The sequence below is a fragment of the Bacteroides sp. 44_46 genome, from assembly GCF_001915465.1.
Lineage (GTDB): Bacteria > Bacteroidota > Bacteroidia > Bacteroidales > Bacteroidaceae > Bacteroides > Bacteroides clarus.
The window spans coordinates 200,399-217,627 of record NZ_MNQO01000002.1; the positions used below are offsets into that span (position 1 = coordinate 200,399).

Consider the following 17,229-nt stretch of genomic DNA (forward strand, 5'->3'; position numbering starts at 1 on the left):
TAGCCTTAGCTTTGTATAAAAAATATAAAGTGTTAAAACTCTACTTTAGGAGCTTGGTCACTACCTTCGGCCGCTTCAAAATAAGCGCGTTTCTCAAAGCCGAAAAGACCGGCAAGGATGTTTTTCGGGAAACGGCGAATGGCTGTATTAAAGTTTTTCGCCGCATTGTTGAAGTTGGTACGTGCTACGTTGATGCGGTTTTCCGTGCCTTCCAGCTGGGCTTGCAGTTCCAGAAAGTTTTGGTTGGCTTTCAGGTCGGGATAATTTTCGGTAATGGCAAGCAGCTTGCCGAGAGCGGAAGTGACCGCACCCTGAGCTTTTTGATATTCAGCCAGCTTTTCCGGTGTCAGGTCATTGGCGTCTACGGTCATTTGGGTAGCTTTGCTGCGGGCCTCTACTACACTTTCCAGTGTTTCTTTCTCGTGAGAGGCATATCCTTTGACTGTATTTACAAGATTCGGAATCAGGTCGGCACGACGTTGATATTGTGTTTCGACGTTCGACCATTGTCCGCTGACATTTTCGTCCATAGTGACAAGTCCGTTATAACCGGTAACACCCCAAATGGCGAGAAGGGCTATAACAACAATGATGATAATGGTTGATTTCTTCATACTTCTTTTTTTATTATTAATGATATAATCTCAATTCTTTTATTACAAAAGGACATTCGGCCGTACCGGTCAGAACCGTGAACCGGCTCCGCCGCCACCGCCCATACCTCCGCCGAAACTGCCGCCGCTAAAACCGCCGCCACCCCCGAAACTGCCTCTTCCGAAGCCACCGCCGAAAATGACAGGACCACCGCCACCGCCGCCCCGGTAATTCTCATCGTAGGATTGCTGACGGCGTACTACCTTATGTCCGCAGTTACGGCATGTATAAGTGACATCTTCCGTCCGTACTCCGTTATGGCGTGAAACGAGTACGCTATTACTCCGTTGCAGCTTATGCTGACCGCATTGCGGGCATTTGCTTGCGGCACGTGTCTTCAATATTCCCGCCGCGATGGCGATGGCAAAGAAACCGACAACAGCCAGAATCAATCCTATCGGGGAGTCACCTCCATCCTCATCCGAATCGTTTACCATACTGCCGTCAAGGCGGGTGCATACGGCACGTACGCCTGCCACCATACCCGCATCCCAGTTGCCGTCTTTCAGGTAAGGAATCATGTCTCGTGTTTGAATACGTTTGCAGATGGCATCGGGCAGGTCTCCTTCCAAACCGTATCCGGTATAAAATTGGATGCAGCGTTGGTCGGTTACCAACAGGATAACCAGTCCGTTATTTTTGCCTTGCTTGCCCACACCCCATTCGTTGAGCAATCGGTGCGAGAAGTCAAAACAGTCCTCGTTGCCGATGGAAGGTACGACGGCTACCACGGTTTCAATACCGGTTTGCTGCTCCAATGCATAAAGCATACGGTCTATTTCATCGCATGCCGAAGCGGAGAGTATGCCGGCAGGGTTGCAAACGTAACGTGTCTTGTCCTGAAGATGTACTTTAGGAATGTTTTGGGTAGTGTAAATTTCTTGTGCCTGCAAGGAAACGAGCACGCACAAGAAAAGTGCTATGGAGATAAATCGTTTCATACTATTGTATTTGTAGGGGCGAAGATAGGAAAAATCACATCAATGGATGTATTTCCCTACAAATTTCTTTACGCGCTCCGTATATTCCTGCGGATAATCCCTGTAAGACATGGCGTGTGTCGCCCCGGGTACAATCCACAACTCTTTCGGTTCGCTCTTGGCCTCGTACAAGGGATAGACCATCCAAGTGGGCACGTATGTATCCGCATCTCCATGTATGAATAACATGGGAAGGCTGCATTTCCTGACTTGCTCCAGTGAAGAAGCTTCCCGGAAGTTCCAGCCGTATTTGGCGTTGCACAGCCATCCGGTAGTGTACATCAGCGGAAATTCGGGCAACCCGAACATGTCCTTCAATTGGAAGGAGAATTCGTCCCATACACTGGTGTAGCCGCAATCTTCCACAAAGCATCTTACAAAAGGCCGTTGCGGTTCTCCGGATACCATCATGGTAGTGGCAGCTCCCATAGAGATGCCGTGCACTACCATTTGAGTATTGTTTCCGAAGATACTGTCGGCTATATTCATCCAATTCAGTACATCCAGCCTGTCTTTCCACCCCATTTGTATGGCGGGGCCTTCACTCAGGCCGTTGTCCTGTAAGTCAGGAAGGAATATGTTGTAGTTCAAATCTTTATTATAAAGGTACCCTATCATCAGCATGCGGATGGCGTTGTCGGTATAACCGTGCACAATGACTGCCGTTTTATCGGTAGGTTGGGCGGCCGCGGCAAAAATAGCGTGCAGTTGTCGTCCTTCCGGATTGATGATAAAGGTGTCACGCAGGGCGCCTGCGGTTTGCAGACTATCCAGCCATGGCGTGATGAAGGGATATGTACGGCGCATATATTCGTACGAGCCGGGTATATCCTTACCTTTGTTCTCTTTGGGCGTCAGCGAGTAACCGAGCATATAATAACTTCCACCGGCGATGGCGGCGACTATTACCGCCAATAATCCTATCAGACTGTATTTAATCTTTTTTTTCATGTTACCTATTCCAAATCTCCCATGCGGCAAAGGCTTGCAGCAGCAACATCTCGAGTCCGTTTTTGGTGACGGCCCCTTGGGCTTTGCCTTTCTTCATGAAGAGTGTTTCATTTGGATTATATAACAAATCGTAGAGCAAATGGTTGGGTGTAAGTTGTTCGTACGGTATGTTCGGGCAAAAATCCACTTTGGGGAACATGCCGACGGGGGTACAGTTGACGATGACTGTATATTCAGCCATTATTTCCGGAGTCAGTTCCTCATAGGTAAGGAATTTGTCGTCCTTTTTGGTACGTGATACGAAAGTACTTTCTATCCCTAAGTTTTCCAGACCGCGATATACTGCTTTGGATGCACCGCCCGTACCCAGAATCAATGCTTTCTTGTGATGGGGTTGCAACAATGGCTCGATGGATTGCGTAAATCCGATAATGTCCGAGTTACAGCCTATCAGTTTGACTTTGCCTTTGGGGAGACGGACAATCTTGATAACGTTGACCGCACCTATTTTGGCAGTATCCTTATCCAGCTCGTCGAGGTAGGGGATAACTTGTTCTTTGTAAGGGATGGTTACATTCAGTCCGCAGAGATTGGGATTTTCCTCAATCACTTCCATGAAGTCCTCGATGCGGGGAATCTCAAAGTTTACATACTCTGCGTCAATGTTCTCGGCTTTGAATTTCTCATTGAAGTAGCCGATGGAGAACGAATGTTTCAGCGGGTAGCCGATTAGACCGTATTTCTGCATATCCAAGTGTGTTAAAGGGGGAATTAAGTGACTATTTCTTAGCAATGTATAAGGTACATATTCCGAAAGTCAATCGTTTGAAGCGTACCTCGCTGAATCCTGCCTTGCGGATTACCCCTTGCATAATTTCACCTTGCGGAAAGGCACGGATACTTTGGGGCAGATAGGTATAAGCGCTGTTGTCTTTCGAGATGCATTTGCCGAGTAGAGGTATGACGACTTTGGAGTAGACGGTAAAGAGTTGCTTCATCGGGAAGCGGTCCGGAGTGGAAAGTTCCAGTATCACGAGATGCCCGCCGGGCACGAGTACACGGCACATTTCGGACAGTCCTTTATCCAGTCCGTCGAAATTGCGGATACCAAACGCTACGGTCACGGCATCAAAACTTTCATCGGCAAATGAGAGAGAGGTGCAATCCTCCCGGGCGAAGGAAATCTTGTCCGAGAGTTGCGCCTGTTTTACTTTTTCGCGTCCCACATTCATCATGCCTTCGGATATGTCGGTTCCTATCAGCGTATCGGGCTGCAGTTCGCGGCAGGCAAGTATGGCGAAATCACCGGTTCCGGTCGCTACATCCATGATACGCCGGGGGTTGAAAGGGCGGAGCGCATTAATCGCTTTCTTACGCCAACTGCGGTCTATGCCCATCGACAGGGTATGATTCAGCTTGTCGTAAGCGGGCGCGATGTTGTCGAACATTTCCTCGACCTGTTCGCTCTTCTTGCCATCATTACCGTAAGGCTTGATGTGTTCTTGCGGGTAAGCCATGTTTTTAATGAAGAATTAAGAATTTATGGATGAATAAGTAAGGATGAAGAATGAAGAACATGGCTGCGCATTATAGTACTATAATGCTGCATAGCAATTCTTCATTCTTCACTCCTCATTCTTCATTTCTTTAAGTATTCCGTTACATTCTTTTCGATACGTTCGGCGATATTGCTTGTATCTTCTTTGACGAACTTTTCACCGGTGATGTGTTCGTACAACTCGATGTAGCGTTCGCTGATGGAAGTTACGATTTCGTCTGTCATCTCCGGAACCTGTTGTCCTTCTTTGCCCTGGAAGCCGTTATCCATCAACCATTCGCGTACGAATTCCTTTGAAAGCTGCTTTTGCGGCTCGCCTTTGGCAAAGCGTTCTTCGTAACCTTCGGAGTAGAAATAGCGGCTGGAGTCAGGAGTATGGATTTCGTCCATCAGATAGATGGTGCCGTTGTGCTTACCGAATTCGTATTTGGTATCGACAAGAATCAAACCGCGCTCTGCGGCGATTTCCGTTCCGCGTTTAAAGAGTGCCATTGTGTACTTCTCCAACACCGCGTATTCTTCGGGAGTGGCAAGACCTTTGGCAAGAATTTCTTCTTTGGAGATGTCGGCGTCATGCTCGCCTATTTCAGCTTTTGTAGTCGGGGTGATGATAGGTTCGGGGAACTTCTGGTTCTCTTTCATGCCTTCGGGCAGCTTCACACCGCAGATTTCGCGGACACCGCTCTTGTAGGCACGCCATGCGCTGCCGCAGAGATAGCCGCGTACAATCATTTCAACCGGGAAACCTTCGCACATTACACCCACTGTCACCATAGGGTCGGGAGTAGCCATCTTCCAGTTGGGACAGATGTCGGTAGTGGCATCGAGGAACTTGGCTGCAATCTGGTTCAGCATTTGTCCCTTGAAAGGAATACCTTTCGGCAATACTACGTCGAAGGCTGAAATACGGTCGGTGGCGACCATAACTAACTTTTCACCGTTGATGTTGTACACATCACGCACTTTTCCGTGATAGACGCTCTTCTGTCCGGGAAAGTTGAAATCTGTTGCTGTTAATGCTTTCATTTTTGTGATATTTATAAGTTGAATATTTTCTGTTTATGCAGGGAGCTATTGTTCTGCTTTTTCTGCTTTCCGTTTCTCCCGTTCCGCTTTCGCTTCTTTGTCGAACTTCTCGTAGGCTTCCACAATCTGAGTAACCAGTTTGTGGCGTACAATATCTTTCTTGTTCAGTTCGATGAAACTGATACCTTTCACGCCTTTCAGGATGCGGAGCGCTTGCACCAATCCGGAAGTTTGCGATTGGGGAAGGTCTATCTGCGTCATGTCTCCCGTGACAATCATTTTGGTATTCATGCCCATGCGGGTAAGGAACATCTTTATCTGTTGGGTGGTAGTGTTCTGCGCTTCGTCCAGAATCACTACGGCGTCGTTCAGCGTACGTCCGCGCATGAAAGCGAGGGGAGCGATCTGGATGATGTTCAGCTCCATGTATTCTTTCAGTTTGGCGGCAGGTATCATATCCTGCAATGCGTCGTAAAGCGGTTGCAGGTAGGGGTCTATCTTATCCTTCATGTCGCCGGGCAGGAATCCGAGCTTCTCTCCGGCCTCTACGGCGGGGCGGCTGAGGATTATTTTCTTGATTTCCTTGTTTTTCAGCGCACGTACGGCAAGGGCGATAGCCGTATAGGTTTTGCCCGAACCGGCCGGGCCGATGGCAAACACCATGTCGTTCTTGGCGAAAGCCTCGACCAGCTTCAACTGGTTTTCGCTGCGCGGTATGATGGGCTTTCCCGTTACGCTGAACACGATGACGTTGCCGGACTTTTCCGCTTGCGGGGCGTTTCCTTTGATAATATCAATGATAACTTCCTCTTTCAGAGAATTATATTCGGCGCAATACTTTTCAAGCTTGGTGATGTTTTCTTCAAACGCGCACATCTCCTCTTCGTCTCCCAGGACTTTGATGACATTGCCGCGGGCAACGATACGGAGTTTGGGATACAAAGCTTTTATCAATTGCATATTGGCGTTGTTTACGCCGTAAAAGATTACCGGATCGATATCCTCAAGAACAATCAGTTTTTCTATCATTGATATGTTTTAAAGTTCAATTCTTTTTTTCAAGTGAAACGTTTTGCAAATGTAGTGAAACGTTTGAATACTTGGAGAGTTCTGTATGTTATTTTTTTGTACCGGGCTTGATAGTGACATCGTTTCCGAAGTTGCCACTTAGTCAAAGTAGTGCACCGTTCCACCGTCGGAAGCGGCATATTTCCGCAGGAGCTCCTGTATCATTCCGGCAGCTTCCGCCAGTCCGTCGCATCCGCTGTAACCGTTTACAATAGCGAGGATATGACGGGTTTCCAGTCCCATTTTGGTACGTTCGTTGTCGCTGGTGGGAGTGCCTATGCCGCCTGTCAGGTCACGGTATACGGGAAGTCCTTCGATATTCAGCGTTCCGCGTCCGATGCCCTCGAAAGGTTCTTCCGCACGCCCGACGCCGAGTTCAAGGTTGTTTCCTTGTATCTTGTCTGCGTCAAAACCGCCTATGGAGTATCCGGTACGAAGGGAAACAAGGTTGATGAGGTCTACCAGCGTGTCAATCCGATACAACTCCAATCCCCGCATAAGACGGCGGCGTAATGCTTCGGCCGAGGGGCGGTAGCGGCTCGGGTCTTTTCCGCAACGTTTGTAGACTTCACGGGTGGCGGCAATGGCGGGTTGCTGTTTAATGTCGTCAGGCTGTGTGGTAGTAGTCAGCTCTTTTGTAAAGGCGTTTATCTCGTCCCAAAGCCCTTGGCTGAATACGCTATTGGTAACCTCTGCGTATACGGCTGCGCCTTTAAAGACAGGGCAGGCTTTCTTAATTTCTTCTGATACGGTAATGTTATACATGGCTAATCACTAAACATTAATCATTGATTTATCATTATTCCCGACAGTATGCGTCCCGACTTGATGCCCAGCCGTCGTGCCGAAAAGAAATCCTCATGCTGTTCGTAAGTACAGATACCCGCGTTCTCTATTTGCCGGGGCGGTACTCCGAAATCGGAGAGTTGAAGACGGTTGGCTGCCCATAAATCAATATGGTGTTTGTGCGTTTCGGGCTTCCATACGGATATGTATTCCATTGGAAAACTCTCAGTACGGAAAGCCTCGTATACTTCATCGCCCACCTCGAAAGATGCGAGGGAGATGCCCGGACCTATACAGGCTATGATGTCTTTTCCTTCCGTGCCGTAAGCAGCCTGCATCCGGTGGAGCGTTTTCGCAAGAATGCGATTTACCGTACCCCGCCAGCCGGCATGAACTGCGGCGACAACGCGATGCTGCTTATCATATAATAATATGGGAATGCAATCGGCGGTAGAGATACAGATACAGTAACCGGGCATGTCGGTAATAAGCGCATCGATACCTTGCAGCATGGAGTGCCGTTCACTGCATGTCGTATGCTGATAAGTTTCGTCGATGACGAGTGAGTCGGTACTATGAGTTTGAAAAGGAATAATGAGTTCTTGCGGGTATGCAGGCAATGCGGCACGCAACGCTTCCTGATTTTTGCGTACGCACTCCGTATCGTCTCCGGTGTAAGGGGTGCAGTTGAAAGAAGCATAGTTGCCGACGCTGCATCCGCCATGCCGGGTGGTTACAAAACAAGAAATGTCGGGATACGGGGCAAGCGCCTCATATCCCAACATTCTTTTATCTTCTGTAAGAGAAATCATTTTTTGTCATCCTCCCAGTCCTCTTCTTCGTATTCAAAATCTTCGAGGTCTTCAATGTCCTCGTCGTCGATATATTCGTAGCCGAGGTCTTCGTCCTCACCTTCATCTTTCAGTTCTTCTTTCAGATGGCTCATGTCTTTGGCACGATGGGCTATGCTTTCAATCTTACCTTCTATCTTGTTGCTTTCCTTATTCAGCTCTTCCCACAGAATATCTTTCAGGACTGAGATACCCAAGCCGGATATGGCTGAAATGAATACGTGCGGGATGCTTTCGGGCAGCGTAGGCTCTATTTCATCCATCAGTTCCTGATCCAGCATATCACATTTTGTAATGGCAAGCACACGTTGCTTGTCCAGCATTTCGGGGTTGAAGGTACGCAATTCGTTCAACAGGATTTCATATTCCTTACGGATGTCGTCACTGTCGGCCGGAACCATGAACAGCAGCAGCGAGTTGCGTTCGATGTGGCGCAGGAAGCGAAGTCCCAAACCTTTGCCTGCACTTGCGCCTTCGATAATGCCGGGGATATCCGCCATCACGAATGACTTGCCGTCGCGATAAGACACAATCCCCAAGTTGGGTTCCAGTGTGGTAAAGGGATAATTGGCGATTTTCGGCTTTGCCGAAGATACGGCCGAGAGCAGTGTCGACTTTCCTGCATTGGGAAAACCTACCAAACCTACATCCGCTAACAGCTTCAACTCCATGATAACCGTCATTTCCTGCATCGGTTCGCCCGGCTGTGCGAAACGGGGAGCCTGACGGGTAGCGGTCTTGAAGTGCCAGTTGCCCAATCCGCCGCGTCCGCCTTTCAGCAGAACGACTTCCTGGCCATGCTCGGTTACATCGCAAATGTATTCACCGGTTTCGGCATTGTACACTACTGTTCCACAGGGCACTTCGATTACCTTGTCCTCTCCGTCCTTGCCGAAACTGCGGTTCTTGGAACCCGATTCTCCGTGCCCGGCCATGATGTGGCGGTCGTAGCGCAGATGCAGCAATGTCCAGTAGTTACGGTTGCCGCGAAGAATTACGTGGCCGCCTCGTCCTCCGTCACCTCCGTCGGGGCCTCCATTAGGAATGTATTTTTCACGCCGCATGTGCGTGGAGCCTCGGCCGCCTTTACCGGAACGGCAATAGATTTTTACGTAGTCAACAAAATTCGATTCAGCCATATTCTTGTTTTCTTTTAGGTTTCTTTATTGTTACCATCGGGATAACAGGCGCAAAATTAGTGATTTCAGGCGATATGCTCAAATTTGGGTTGTGATTTGTTTGGTTGGATGGACTGATAACGTTATTTTTGTTCATCGATTGATTTACATCCTGATATAATAATCTTAATGAGTGAACTGAGAACGATTCCCAATGTAGGCGCCTGCACCGAACAGGACTTGATACTGATGGGGTATCCCACTATCGCCTCGTTGCGTGGCAAGAGCGCCGAAGAACTTTATGCCGGGGAGTGCCGGTTGCGCGGTTGCACTCTCGACCGCTGCCAGTTGTACCTTTATCGTGCAGTGGAATACTTTGTAAATACCGAGCATCCCGACCCGATGAAGTGTAAATGGTGGTTCTGGAAAGATGACTTTGTCGAACCTTCTCCCTGCGGTGCGGTTTGTGTGGAGTGTGCTTCTTTCCCGTTGGAGTGCGGAGGATGCAGGAAAATAAAAGGAAAAGTATTCTGGTTACGGTATACGGGTGATGATGTCTGCCGCATTTACGACTGCTGCCGTACCAGGAGGAAAAAGAATTGCGGTGATTGTCCGGACTTGCCTTGCAGGTATTTTGTGAAAGACCCCACTGTCTCGGACGAACAGAACGAGGCGAATCTATGTAAAATGGTGGAACGGCTGACCGCTGATGCAGGAAACAATATAAATTACGCGAACCGCACGGATAAATAATCATCTAAATAATCATCCGTAGCGGTTCGCGTAATTTGCGTTGAATGTATCTGCTTTTGATATCAAATATTATTTCGCAGCGTCAATCGCTTTGCAAACATCTGCCGTAATCGTTTCCAGTTCGCCGATACCTTTGATGTGCGCATACAGCTTTTCGTTCTTGTACCAGTCAATCAGCGGAGCTGTTTGCGAATGATATACGGTAAGACGTTTCTTGATGGTCTCTTCGTTGTCATCGGCACGGCCTGATTCCTGTCCGCGTTTGATGAGGCGCTTCATCAGTTCATCTTCGGGCACGTCGAGGTCCAGCATGATGTTTACGCTCTGTCCGCGTTCGGCCAGCATTTTCTTCAATGCTTCCGCCTGTGCGATGGTACGGGGGAAACCGTCGAAGATAACACCCTTGCTCTCTTTGAAGCTGTCCAGCGTGCTTGCCAGGATGTCGATAATCAGTTCGTCCGGCAACAGTTGTCCCTGGTCGATGTAGCCTTTGGCTGTTTTGCCCAGTTCGGTACCGTTTTTGATTTCTGCACGGAGCACGTCTCCCGTAGAAATGTGGTTGATGCCGTACTTCTCTACAATTCTCTCGCTTTGTGTTCCCTTTCCTGAACCGGGAGCACCGAAAATTACAATGTTCAACATTTGTTTAGCTATTATTTTATGATTTACAATTTAATACCTTCTTCCAATACCTTTTCTCCGGTTCAGTCCACTACCGTATAAATGTCGGGATAGTTGCGTCCGAATCCGTCATAGTCCAGACCATAGCCCACGATAAAGTCGTTGGGGATGTTCATGGCTACGTATTCGATGTTCAGGTCTACTTTCAACTTATCGGGTTTCACCAGCAGCGAGGCGATATGGATGTCCTTAGGACCGCGTGTACCGAGGGTATCCAGCAAGCGTTGCATGGTGAGGCCTGTGTCTACGATGTCTTCGACGATAACGATTGTACGGCCGGAAATATCCTCGTTAATGCCGATAACTTCTTTGATAACTCCCGTAGAAGATACCCCTTGGTAAGAGGCGAGTTTCACGAAAGAAATTTCGCAAGGGATGGTGATGCGCTTCATCAGGTCGGAGGTAAACATGAACGAGCCGTTCAGCACACTCAGGAAAAGCGGATTCTTACCGGCCAGGTCGCGGTTGATTTCGTTCGCTACACGGGTTACTTCTTTCAATATGTCCTGTTCCTTGATGGAAACGGTGAACATCTTGTCTTTTATTTGTATGGTATCCATAAATAGGAGTTTTTAGAAAGTTGGCGCAAAAATAGTGATTTTATTCCACTCCGTGCATCATCTTCTGTAATTTCTTTGAAAGCAGGAAGAGGATAAGCGATGCGGTGGCGGACATCACAACGAATACCATGAAGAAGTCATACATCGTTTCGATGCGGTAGCCCAGCAATGTTTTCACTTTTCCGGCTTCGGGATAAAGGCCGCTCAGCGTACCCGCAAACTTGTTGGCCGTGGCGGTAGAGAGATACCATATGCCCATCATCAGCGAGGCAAAGCGGATAGGAGTGAGTTTGTTCACCATGGACAGGCCGATGGGGGAAAGCGCAATTTCACCCATTGTATGGATAAAGTAAAGTCCCGTCAGCCAGATGAGGCTTACCTTGACCCCGGGCCGCACGTCCTTTACGGCGAAACAGATGACGAGATAGCCCAAAGACAGGAGTAATAAGCCGATAGCCTGCTTGGTAGGAGAGGCGGGTTCCATTCCCCGTTTGTTGAGGAATCCCCATACTCCCGGCATGAGGGCTGCCAGTATCACGACAAAGAAAGGATTGAATGATTGTATCCAGGAAGCCGGCATTTCCCAGCCGAGGATAACGCGGTCGGTCTGCTCGGAAGCGAAGAGCGTCAATGAGGCGCCTGCCTGTTCGTAGGCCGCCCAGAAGAAGATGACGAAGAAAGCGATGATATAGATTACGAAAATACGGTCGCGTTCAATCTTCGTAAGCGAGCCTTCCAGCAGGATGCTGACGGGAAAGACGATGCAAGCGGTGAAAATACCGATGCTGATCCAATCGTTGCCGAAGCACCGGTAGAAGAAGGCGGCAAGCGCTATCGCCAATACTCCCAGAAGGAGATAATTACGTTTCTTCTTGTGGCTGTCTATGGCGGATTGAGCGGCTGTTTTCGTCACTTGCGGCTGTTCCTTTTTAGCGTCGGGAATGATGCCGAGCTGTTTGCCGTCGGGCCCGATAAGGTATTTGTTCTTTTGTGTCTCGAAAAGTATGACTGTAAACACGGTGACAATCGCGGCAATCAGGAAGCCCCATCTGAAGTCGTGCGGATTACCGGTTTCGCCGAAATAGCCGCAAACCAGCGGCGCAAGGAAGGAGCCGACGTTAACGCCCATATAGAATATGGTGTAAGCGGAGTCCAACCGTCTGTCTCCCGGTTCGTACAGTTGTCCCACGAGGGAAGATACTGTCGGCTTGAAGCATCCGTTGCCCAGTATAAGGAAAGTAAGGCCGCCATACATCAACCAGTGCGACAGTTGACCGGTATCCAGCATGGAAGCGCTGAAGAACATCAGGAACTGTCCTACGGCCATCATCATGGCTCCCCAGAAAACAGAACGACGGATACCCCAGTATTTGTCGGCAATGTACCCGCCGATGAGCGGGGTGAGGTAAACCAGCCCGGTGTAGCTGCCGTAAATGGAAGCGGCGTGCTCCTTGTCGAACAGCAGCGCTTGCGTTAAGAACAGAATGAAGATGGCCCGCATGCCATAGTAGCTGAAACGTTCTGCGGTGCTGGTGGCGAAGATAAGATAAAGTCCTTTAGGGTGTTTGGATGTACTCATTGGTTGTGTGTTTATTGTCTTTGTTTCTTTGTATGTTTCAGGCTGCAAAAGTAGTTATTATTTTTTGTACCTTTGCTCGTAACTTAAATGAATAAGCTGCGATGATAAAAATATTTCCTACCATCCAACTAAAAGAGTTGGACGCCTATACGATAGAGAATGAGCCTGTTTCGTCCATAGACCTTATGGAGCGCGCTTCGCGGGCATTGGCGCGGGCGATGTCCGAACGCTGGAGTGCGGAAACTCCTTTTACGGTATTTGCCGGACCCGGCAACAATGGCGGAGACGCGCTGGCTGTTTCACGTCTGCTGGCGGAACGGGGCTGTCGGGTAGAGGTATATCTTTTCAATACCAAAGGTACGTTGTCGCCCGATTGCGAAACGAATAAAGAACGCCTGGCGGGAGTTGCCGGAATAGATTTCCATGAGATAACCACGCAATTCGTGCCGCCGGTACTGACGGCAGAGCACGTGGTGGTAGACGGATTGTTCGGCAGCGGACTGAACAAGCCTTTGAGCGGGGGCTTCGCTGCGGTAGTGAAGTACATCAATACGTCTCCGGCTACGGTAGTTGCCATTGATGTGCCTTCCGGCTTGATGGGAGAGGATAATACCTATAATATCCAGGCCAATATTATCCGTGCAGACCTGACGTTAAGCCTGCAACTGCCGAAACTGGCATTTCTCTTTGCCGAGAACGCGCCGTTTGTGGGTGAATGGCAGTTGTTGGATATCGGTTTGAGCGAGGAAGCCATAGAGGAAAAGGAAACGGATTTTGCATTGACGGAACATGAGGATGTGGCGTCAATGCTGAAACCGCGTGGTAAGTTCGCTCATAAAGGGAATTTCGGACGTGCCTTGCTGATAGCCGGTTCACAAGGAATGGCAGGAGCGTCGGTACTTGCGGCACGTGCTTGTCTGCGCTCCGGGGTGGGGTTGCTGACGGTTCATATTCCTTTCTGTAATAACTTTATCGTGCAGACTTCCGTTCTGGAAGCCATGACGGAAATAGACATAAATGATGTGCGCTTCTCATGCGCCACCGATACGGACGATTATCAGGCAGTGGGCATCGGTCCCGGATTGGGAAAGGCGGGAGATACCGAAGCCGCCTTGCTGGAACAGATAGAATCTTGTCAGACGCCCATGGTGGTGGATGCCGATGCGTTGAACTTGTTGGGAGAACATCGCAGTTACATCGGCCGTTTGCCCAAAGGCAGTATTCTTACTCCGCACCCCAAAGAACTGGAACGATTGGTCGGGAAATGCCAGAACTCGTACGAACGCCTGACGAAAGCCCGCGAACTGGCAAGGAGTGCCGGAGTACACATTCTATTAAAAGGAGCTTATTCCGTTGTTATCGCACCGTCGGGAAAGTGCTGGTTTAATCCTACCGGAAATCCCGGTATGGCAACAGGAGGTAGCGGTGATGTGCTTACGGGTGTTGTACTGGCCTTGTTGGCACAGGGATACGATGCGGAAACTGCTGCACGTATGGCTGCTTATGTTCATGGTCTGGCTGGAGATATTGCTTGCAAGAAGCACGGGGTAATGGGGATGACGGCAGGGGATATTGTTACTTGCTTGCCACCGGCATGGCGGATGCTGGAGGAGAAATAATGGTTTCATTTATAGACAGTCCCTATAAAGTTTGAATTCCGGAGTTTCCTATTCGCACACAATAGTGGATAGTGCCGATCTATGATGATTTTTCTAAGCCTGAAAGGCTTTTATCTTATAGCCCGGGGTAACACCCCGGGAATGTCCGGGTAATTGATATCGCGCCCTGTAAGGGCAAAAGATACACATACGAATCTTTTGCCCTTACAGGGCGCAAATATAATAGACCATCTGTACCCGGGGTGTTACCCCGGGCTATAAGATAAAAGGCTTTCAGCCTTAGGGGGAGGAAGTCAGGCTTTTGTTTGTATGTTGTTTTTTCTTTTTGTAAACTGCCTGTTAATATTGATATTTTAATGCCCCGATATTCTAAAGTAAGTATAAGTAAATGTTGCGAATTAGTTTATATCAAAGTCTTAATATACTATATACTAACAGATTTGCATTTTTACATTCTTGTAGTAATATGGAAACAGCCTTGCTTCAGTTCATATTTAATGTAACATTTCTCTGCTTTCTTCAAGTCGCGTAATACTTCGGACAGCACCAGTTTCAGCGTATCCGAGCTGACATCCTGTAACGGGCGTCCGTCCTCATCCTCTACCTTTTGAAAGCGTTTCCAACTGACGTCAAACGTAGTACCGTAGAAATGGGCGGAATTTTCGGATGCATTGACATTGCGGCGGCACAAACGTTTCACATCGTCTTTCGTACGCAGCACGGAAGTAACCGTAATCTTGTTCGGGTTCAGCCCTTTGGCAGTCAGAGAGTCAAGAAAGTTATAACCGATTGTATCGAGTAGGGCAGCCGCTCCCGGAATAAGGTACGGAATGGAATGCGTCAATGAATCGACTGCGTACAAATCATTCGTCGTGATATGTTGCAGCTTTTCTTTCATCCTTTCCGCTTCCTCGCGCGATGCCAACGGACGAATACCGATAGCCTGAGCTACTTTCAGATGTCTTTCATTCAAATCACCGAAAGAACGTTTGTAACTGATAACACCCCGTATGTTGCGCGGCTCGTTCAGTTTGAGGGACATATCTTTTTTCTTGCATCCTGCCAGACAGCAGGTCATCGCTATGCTTACCAATAAAAACAGAGAGATAAAACGGCTTTTGCTATACATAATTAATTCTGAATCTGTGTAAATCTGTGTAATTTGTGGCGAAACCTCTGCAAAGATAATGTAATCTGTCAGAACAATCGGAAGAGTTTGCTGCTTTTTTCCTGTCTTTTTGTACCTTTGCAGCCAAATTCAGGAAGTAAAAAGAAACGTGCAACGATATTTTATCTATTTAGCTTACGACGGCACAGCCTATCACGGCTGGCAGATTCAGCCCAACGGCGCAAGCGTGCAGGAGTGTTTAATGAAAGCGCTCTCCACCTTGTTGCGGCGTGAAGTGGAAGTGGTGGGCGCAGGGCGTACCGATGCCGGTGTGCATGCTTCCTTAATGGTGGCGCATTTTGACAGTGAAGTTCCGTTGGATGTAACGTTTATGGCGGACAAACTGAACCGTCTGCTCCCCCCGGATATTTCCGTCTACCGTCTGCGTGCCGTGCGCCCCGATGCCCATGCGCGTTTTGATGCTACGGCGCGTACATATAAGTACTATGTCACTACCGCCAAAATGCCTTTCGACCGCCGGTATCGCTGCCGTCTGTTCCAAACTCCGGATTTTGAACGAATGAACGAAGCCGCACAGACCTTGTTTGAGTATACGGACTTCACCAGTTTCAGCAAATTGCATACCGATGTCAAAACCAATAATTGCAAGATAATGCATGCCGCCTGGACGCAAGTAGATGAAGTGACCTGGGTATTCACTATTCAGGCCGACCGTTTTCTGCGGAATATGGTGCGTGCCGTAGTCGGTACCTTACTCGAAGTCGGTAGAGGCAAACTCACCATCGAGGGTTTCCGTCGTGTTATCGAACAGAAAGACCGTTGCCGTGCAGGAACTTCCGTACCCGGCAACGCCCTGTTCCTGGTAGATGTTGCCTATCCCGAAGACACGTTCGTTAGCGGTTAGTGATTAGTGATAAGTGGTTAGTGATAAGTGATTACTTTTTACTCTCCCCCTTCTTATAGCGCAGCCAACTCATAACTCATAACTTATAACTTATAACTCATAACTCAAACCAATGTGGTTATTATTAGCCTTCCTCTCGGCAGCCTTGCTGGGATTTTATGATGCCTTCAAGAAACAGGCGCTCAAAGACAATGCCGTACTTCCGGTCTTGTTTCTGAATACGGTATTTTCCAGTCTGATATTCCTTCCGTTTATCCTGATATCGGTTTTCGCTCCGGCGGTATCGGGCGGTACGATGTTCGATGTTCCTGTGGTGGGATGGGATGTACATAAATTTATCATCATCAAGTCGTTCATCGTCCTCTCCTCGTGGATATTCGGATATTTCGGAATGAAACACCTGCCGCTTACCATTGTGGGGCCGATTAATGCTACGCGTCCGGTGATGGTGCTTGTGGGAGCCATGCTTGTATTCGGCGAGCGGCTCAATCTTTATCAATGGATAGGTGTGATGCTGGCGGTGCTGTCGTTCTTTATGCTGAGCCGTTCCGGTAAGAAAGAAGGCATCGACTTCAAGCACAACAAATGGATTCTCTTTATTGTGCTGGCAGCCGTGACGGGCGCTGTCAGCGGACTGTACGATAAGTATCTGATGAAACAGCTGCCGCCTATGGTGGTACAGTCATGGTACAATATCTATCAGGTATTTATCATGTGCCCCATCATCCTGTTACTGTGGTATCCCAAGAGAAAGGAGAGTACGCCGTTCCGCTGGGATTGGACTATCATCGGTATATCCGTCTTTCTCTGCGCGGCGGACTTCGTGTACTTCTACGCCTTGAGCTATGAAGATTCCATGATTTCTATCGTATCTATGGTGCGACGCGGCAGTGTGGTCGTCTCCTTCCTGTTCGGAGCTCTTTTCTTCCGTGAAAAGAATTTAAAAAGCAAGGCGGCAGACCTCATTTTGGTGTTGATTGGAATGTTCTTCCTATATTTGGGGAGTAAATAG

The 17,229-nt window shown here is 48.6% G+C and carries 18 protein-coding genes; 4 read left to right on the forward strand and 14 right to left on the reverse strand.

All coding sequences use genetic code 11. From position 1 onward, the window contains the following. Positions 1 to 32: 32 nt before the first annotated feature. From BHV73_RS01955 to obgE, 10 genes are all read right to left on the reverse strand, one after another. Positions 33 to 614, reverse strand: coding sequence for a LemA family protein (locus tag BHV73_RS01955; RefSeq protein WP_009122652.1), 582 nt, complete (start codon positions 612 to 614; stop codon positions 33 to 35). Between the two features lie 69 nt (positions 615 to 683). After that, a complete protein-coding gene (locus BHV73_RS01960) occupies positions 684 to 1,595 on the reverse strand; it encodes a TPM domain-containing protein (protein WP_087412948.1) in 912 nt (303 codons plus the stop codon). Positions 1,596 to 1,634: 39 nt separating this feature from the next. Beyond that, positions 1,635 to 2,585, reverse strand: a complete 951-nt coding sequence (locus BHV73_RS01965; protein ID WP_009122650.1) for an alpha/beta hydrolase — start codon at positions 2,583 to 2,585, stop codon at positions 1,635 to 1,637. Between the two features lies 1 nt (position 2,586). Continuing rightward, a complete protein-coding gene (locus tag BHV73_RS01970) occupies positions 2,587 to 3,333 on the reverse strand; it encodes a shikimate dehydrogenase family protein (RefSeq protein WP_087412976.1) in 747 nt (248 codons plus the stop codon). A gap of 31 nt (positions 3,334 to 3,364) precedes the next feature. Continuing rightward, on the reverse strand, positions 3,365 to 4,102 hold the full coding sequence (gene ubiE / locus BHV73_RS01975) for a bifunctional demethylmenaquinone methyltransferase/2-methoxy-6-polyprenyl-1,4-benzoquinol methylase UbiE (RefSeq protein WP_009122648.1): 738 nt from the start codon (positions 4,100 to 4,102) through the stop codon (positions 3,365 to 3,367). 122 nt (positions 4,103 to 4,224) lie between these two features. Next, positions 4,225 to 5,169 carry a phosphoribosylaminoimidazolesuccinocarboxamide synthase gene (locus tag BHV73_RS01980; protein WP_009122647.1) on the reverse strand — a complete coding sequence of 315 codons (945 nt, stop codon included), beginning with the start codon at positions 5,167 to 5,169 and terminating at the stop codon, positions 4,225 to 4,227. Between the two features lie 45 nt (positions 5,170 to 5,214). Beyond that, positions 5,215 to 6,198 (reverse strand): PhoH family protein, encoded by a 984-nt coding sequence (locus tag BHV73_RS01985; RefSeq protein WP_022219855.1) that lies wholly within the window; start codon positions 6,196 to 6,198, stop codon positions 5,215 to 5,217. A 138-nt stretch (positions 6,199 to 6,336) separates the two neighbouring features. Next, positions 6,337 to 7,002 (reverse strand): B3/B4 domain-containing protein, encoded by a 666-nt coding sequence (locus tag BHV73_RS01990; RefSeq protein WP_087412949.1) that lies wholly within the window; start codon positions 7,000 to 7,002, stop codon positions 6,337 to 6,339. A 20-nt stretch (positions 7,003 to 7,022) separates the two neighbouring features. Continuing rightward, the gene (gene pgeF, locus BHV73_RS01995) at positions 7,023 to 7,835 is read right to left on the reverse strand and encodes a peptidoglycan editing factor PgeF (RefSeq protein WP_087412950.1); all 813 of its coding nucleotides are present in this window, start codon (positions 7,833 to 7,835) and stop codon (positions 7,023 to 7,025) included. Continuing rightward, positions 7,832 to 9,013 (reverse strand): GTPase ObgE, encoded by a 1,182-nt coding sequence (obgE, locus tag BHV73_RS02000; protein ID WP_022219858.1) that lies wholly within the window; start codon positions 9,011 to 9,013, stop codon positions 7,832 to 7,834. Before obgE ends, pgeF begins: the two co-directional genes overlap by 4 nt. 168 nt (positions 9,014 to 9,181) lie before the next feature. Here obgE and BHV73_RS02005 point away from each other — a divergent pair, with 168 nt between their 5' ends. Continuing rightward, positions 9,182 to 9,745, forward strand: coding sequence for a helix-hairpin-helix domain-containing protein (locus BHV73_RS02005; RefSeq protein ID WP_022219859.1), 564 nt, complete (start codon positions 9,182 to 9,184; stop codon positions 9,743 to 9,745). A gap of 69 nt (positions 9,746 to 9,814) precedes the next feature. Here BHV73_RS02005 and BHV73_RS02010 read toward each other — a convergent pair whose 3' ends face one another. From BHV73_RS02010 to BHV73_RS02020, 3 genes are all read right to left on the reverse strand, one after another. Beyond that, the gene (locus BHV73_RS02010; protein ID WP_009122640.1) at positions 9,815 to 10,387 is read right to left on the reverse strand and encodes an adenylate kinase; all 573 of its coding nucleotides are present in this window, start codon (positions 10,385 to 10,387) and stop codon (positions 9,815 to 9,817) included. Positions 10,388 to 10,449: 62 nt separating this feature from the next. Then, positions 10,450 to 10,986 (reverse strand): hypoxanthine phosphoribosyltransferase, encoded by a 537-nt coding sequence (gene hpt / locus BHV73_RS02015; protein WP_009122639.1) that lies wholly within the window; start codon positions 10,984 to 10,986, stop codon positions 10,450 to 10,452. Positions 10,987 to 11,026: 40 nt separating this feature from the next. Continuing rightward, positions 11,027 to 12,565 (reverse strand): peptide MFS transporter, encoded by a 1,539-nt coding sequence (locus tag BHV73_RS02020; RefSeq protein ID WP_087412952.1) that lies wholly within the window; start codon positions 12,563 to 12,565, stop codon positions 11,027 to 11,029. Positions 12,566 to 12,669: 104 nt separating this feature from the next. Between BHV73_RS02020 and BHV73_RS02025 the strand changes: the two genes are divergently transcribed. Next, the gene (locus BHV73_RS02025; protein WP_164470633.1) at positions 12,670 to 14,184 is read left to right on the forward strand and encodes an NAD(P)H-hydrate dehydratase; all 1,515 of its coding nucleotides are present in this window, start codon (positions 12,670 to 12,672) and stop codon (positions 14,182 to 14,184) included. 448 nt (positions 14,185 to 14,632) lie between these two features. Here BHV73_RS02025 and BHV73_RS02030 read toward each other — a convergent pair whose 3' ends face one another. Next, positions 14,633 to 15,313: a DUF5715 family protein gene (locus BHV73_RS02030; protein WP_087412954.1), complete on the reverse strand. Its 681-nt coding sequence runs from the start codon at positions 15,311 to 15,313 to the stop codon at positions 14,633 to 14,635. A gap of 148 nt (positions 15,314 to 15,461) precedes the next feature. Here BHV73_RS02030 and truA point away from each other — a divergent pair, with 148 nt between their 5' ends. Next, positions 15,462 to 16,217 carry a tRNA pseudouridine(38-40) synthase TruA gene (truA, locus tag BHV73_RS02035; protein ID WP_022217574.1) on the forward strand — a complete coding sequence of 252 codons (756 nt, stop codon included), beginning with the start codon at positions 15,462 to 15,464 and terminating at the stop codon, positions 16,215 to 16,217. A gap of 112 nt (positions 16,218 to 16,329) precedes the next feature. Then, entirely contained in the window at positions 16,330 to 17,229 is a 900-nt protein-coding gene (locus BHV73_RS02040) for a DMT family transporter (protein ID WP_022217573.1), read from the forward strand.

Excerpts from the sequence above, each read along its gene's own strand:
- BHV73_RS01955 (WP_009122652.1), bottom strand. The coding sequence starts at position 614 with ATGAAGAAATCAACCATTATCATCATTGTTGTTATAGCCCTTCTCGCC.
- BHV73_RS01960 (WP_087412948.1), bottom strand. The coding sequence starts at position 1,595 with ATGAAACGATTTATCTCCATAGCACTTTTCTTGTGCGTGCTCGTTTCC.
- BHV73_RS01965 (WP_009122650.1), bottom strand. The coding sequence starts at position 2,585 with ATGAAAAAAAAGATTAAATACAGTCTGATAGGATTATTGGCGGTAATA.
- BHV73_RS01970 (WP_087412976.1), bottom strand. The coding sequence starts at position 3,333 with ATGCAGAAATACGGTCTAATCGGCTACCCGCTGAAACATTCGTTCTCC.
- ubiE (WP_009122648.1), bottom strand. The coding sequence starts at position 4,102 with ATGGCTTACCCGCAAGAACACATCAAGCCTTACGGTAATGATGGCAAG.
- BHV73_RS01980 (WP_009122647.1), bottom strand. The coding sequence starts at position 5,169 with ATGAAAGCATTAACAGCAACAGATTTCAACTTTCCCGGACAGAAGAGC.
- BHV73_RS01985 (WP_022219855.1), bottom strand. The coding sequence starts at position 6,198 with ATGATAGAAAAACTGATTGTTCTTGAGGATATCGATCCGGTAATCTTT.
- BHV73_RS01990 (WP_087412949.1), bottom strand. The coding sequence starts at position 7,002 with ATGTATAACATTACCGTATCAGAAGAAATTAAGAAAGCCTGCCCTGTC.
- pgeF (WP_087412950.1), bottom strand. The coding sequence starts at position 7,835 with ATGATTTCTCTTACAGAAGATAAAAGAATGTTGGGATATGAGGCGCTT.
- obgE (WP_022219858.1), bottom strand. The coding sequence starts at position 9,013 with ATGGCTGAATCGAATTTTGTTGACTACGTAAAAATCTATTGCCGTTCC.
- BHV73_RS02005 (WP_022219859.1), top strand. The coding sequence starts at position 9,182 with ATGAGTGAACTGAGAACGATTCCCAATGTAGGCGCCTGCACCGAACAG.
- BHV73_RS02010 (WP_009122640.1), bottom strand. The coding sequence starts at position 10,387 with ATGTTGAACATTGTAATTTTCGGTGCTCCCGGTTCAGGAAAGGGAACA.
- hpt (WP_009122639.1), bottom strand. The coding sequence starts at position 10,986 with ATGGATACCATACAAATAAAAGACAAGATGTTCACCGTTTCCATCAAG.
- BHV73_RS02020 (WP_087412952.1), bottom strand. The coding sequence starts at position 12,565 with ATGAGTACATCCAAACACCCTAAAGGACTTTATCTTATCTTCGCCACC.
- BHV73_RS02030 (WP_087412954.1), bottom strand. The coding sequence starts at position 15,313 with ATGTATAGCAAAAGCCGTTTTATCTCTCTGTTTTTATTGGTAAGCATA.
- BHV73_RS02040 (WP_022217573.1), top strand. The coding sequence starts at position 16,330 with ATGTGGTTATTATTAGCCTTCCTCTCGGCAGCCTTGCTGGGATTTTAT.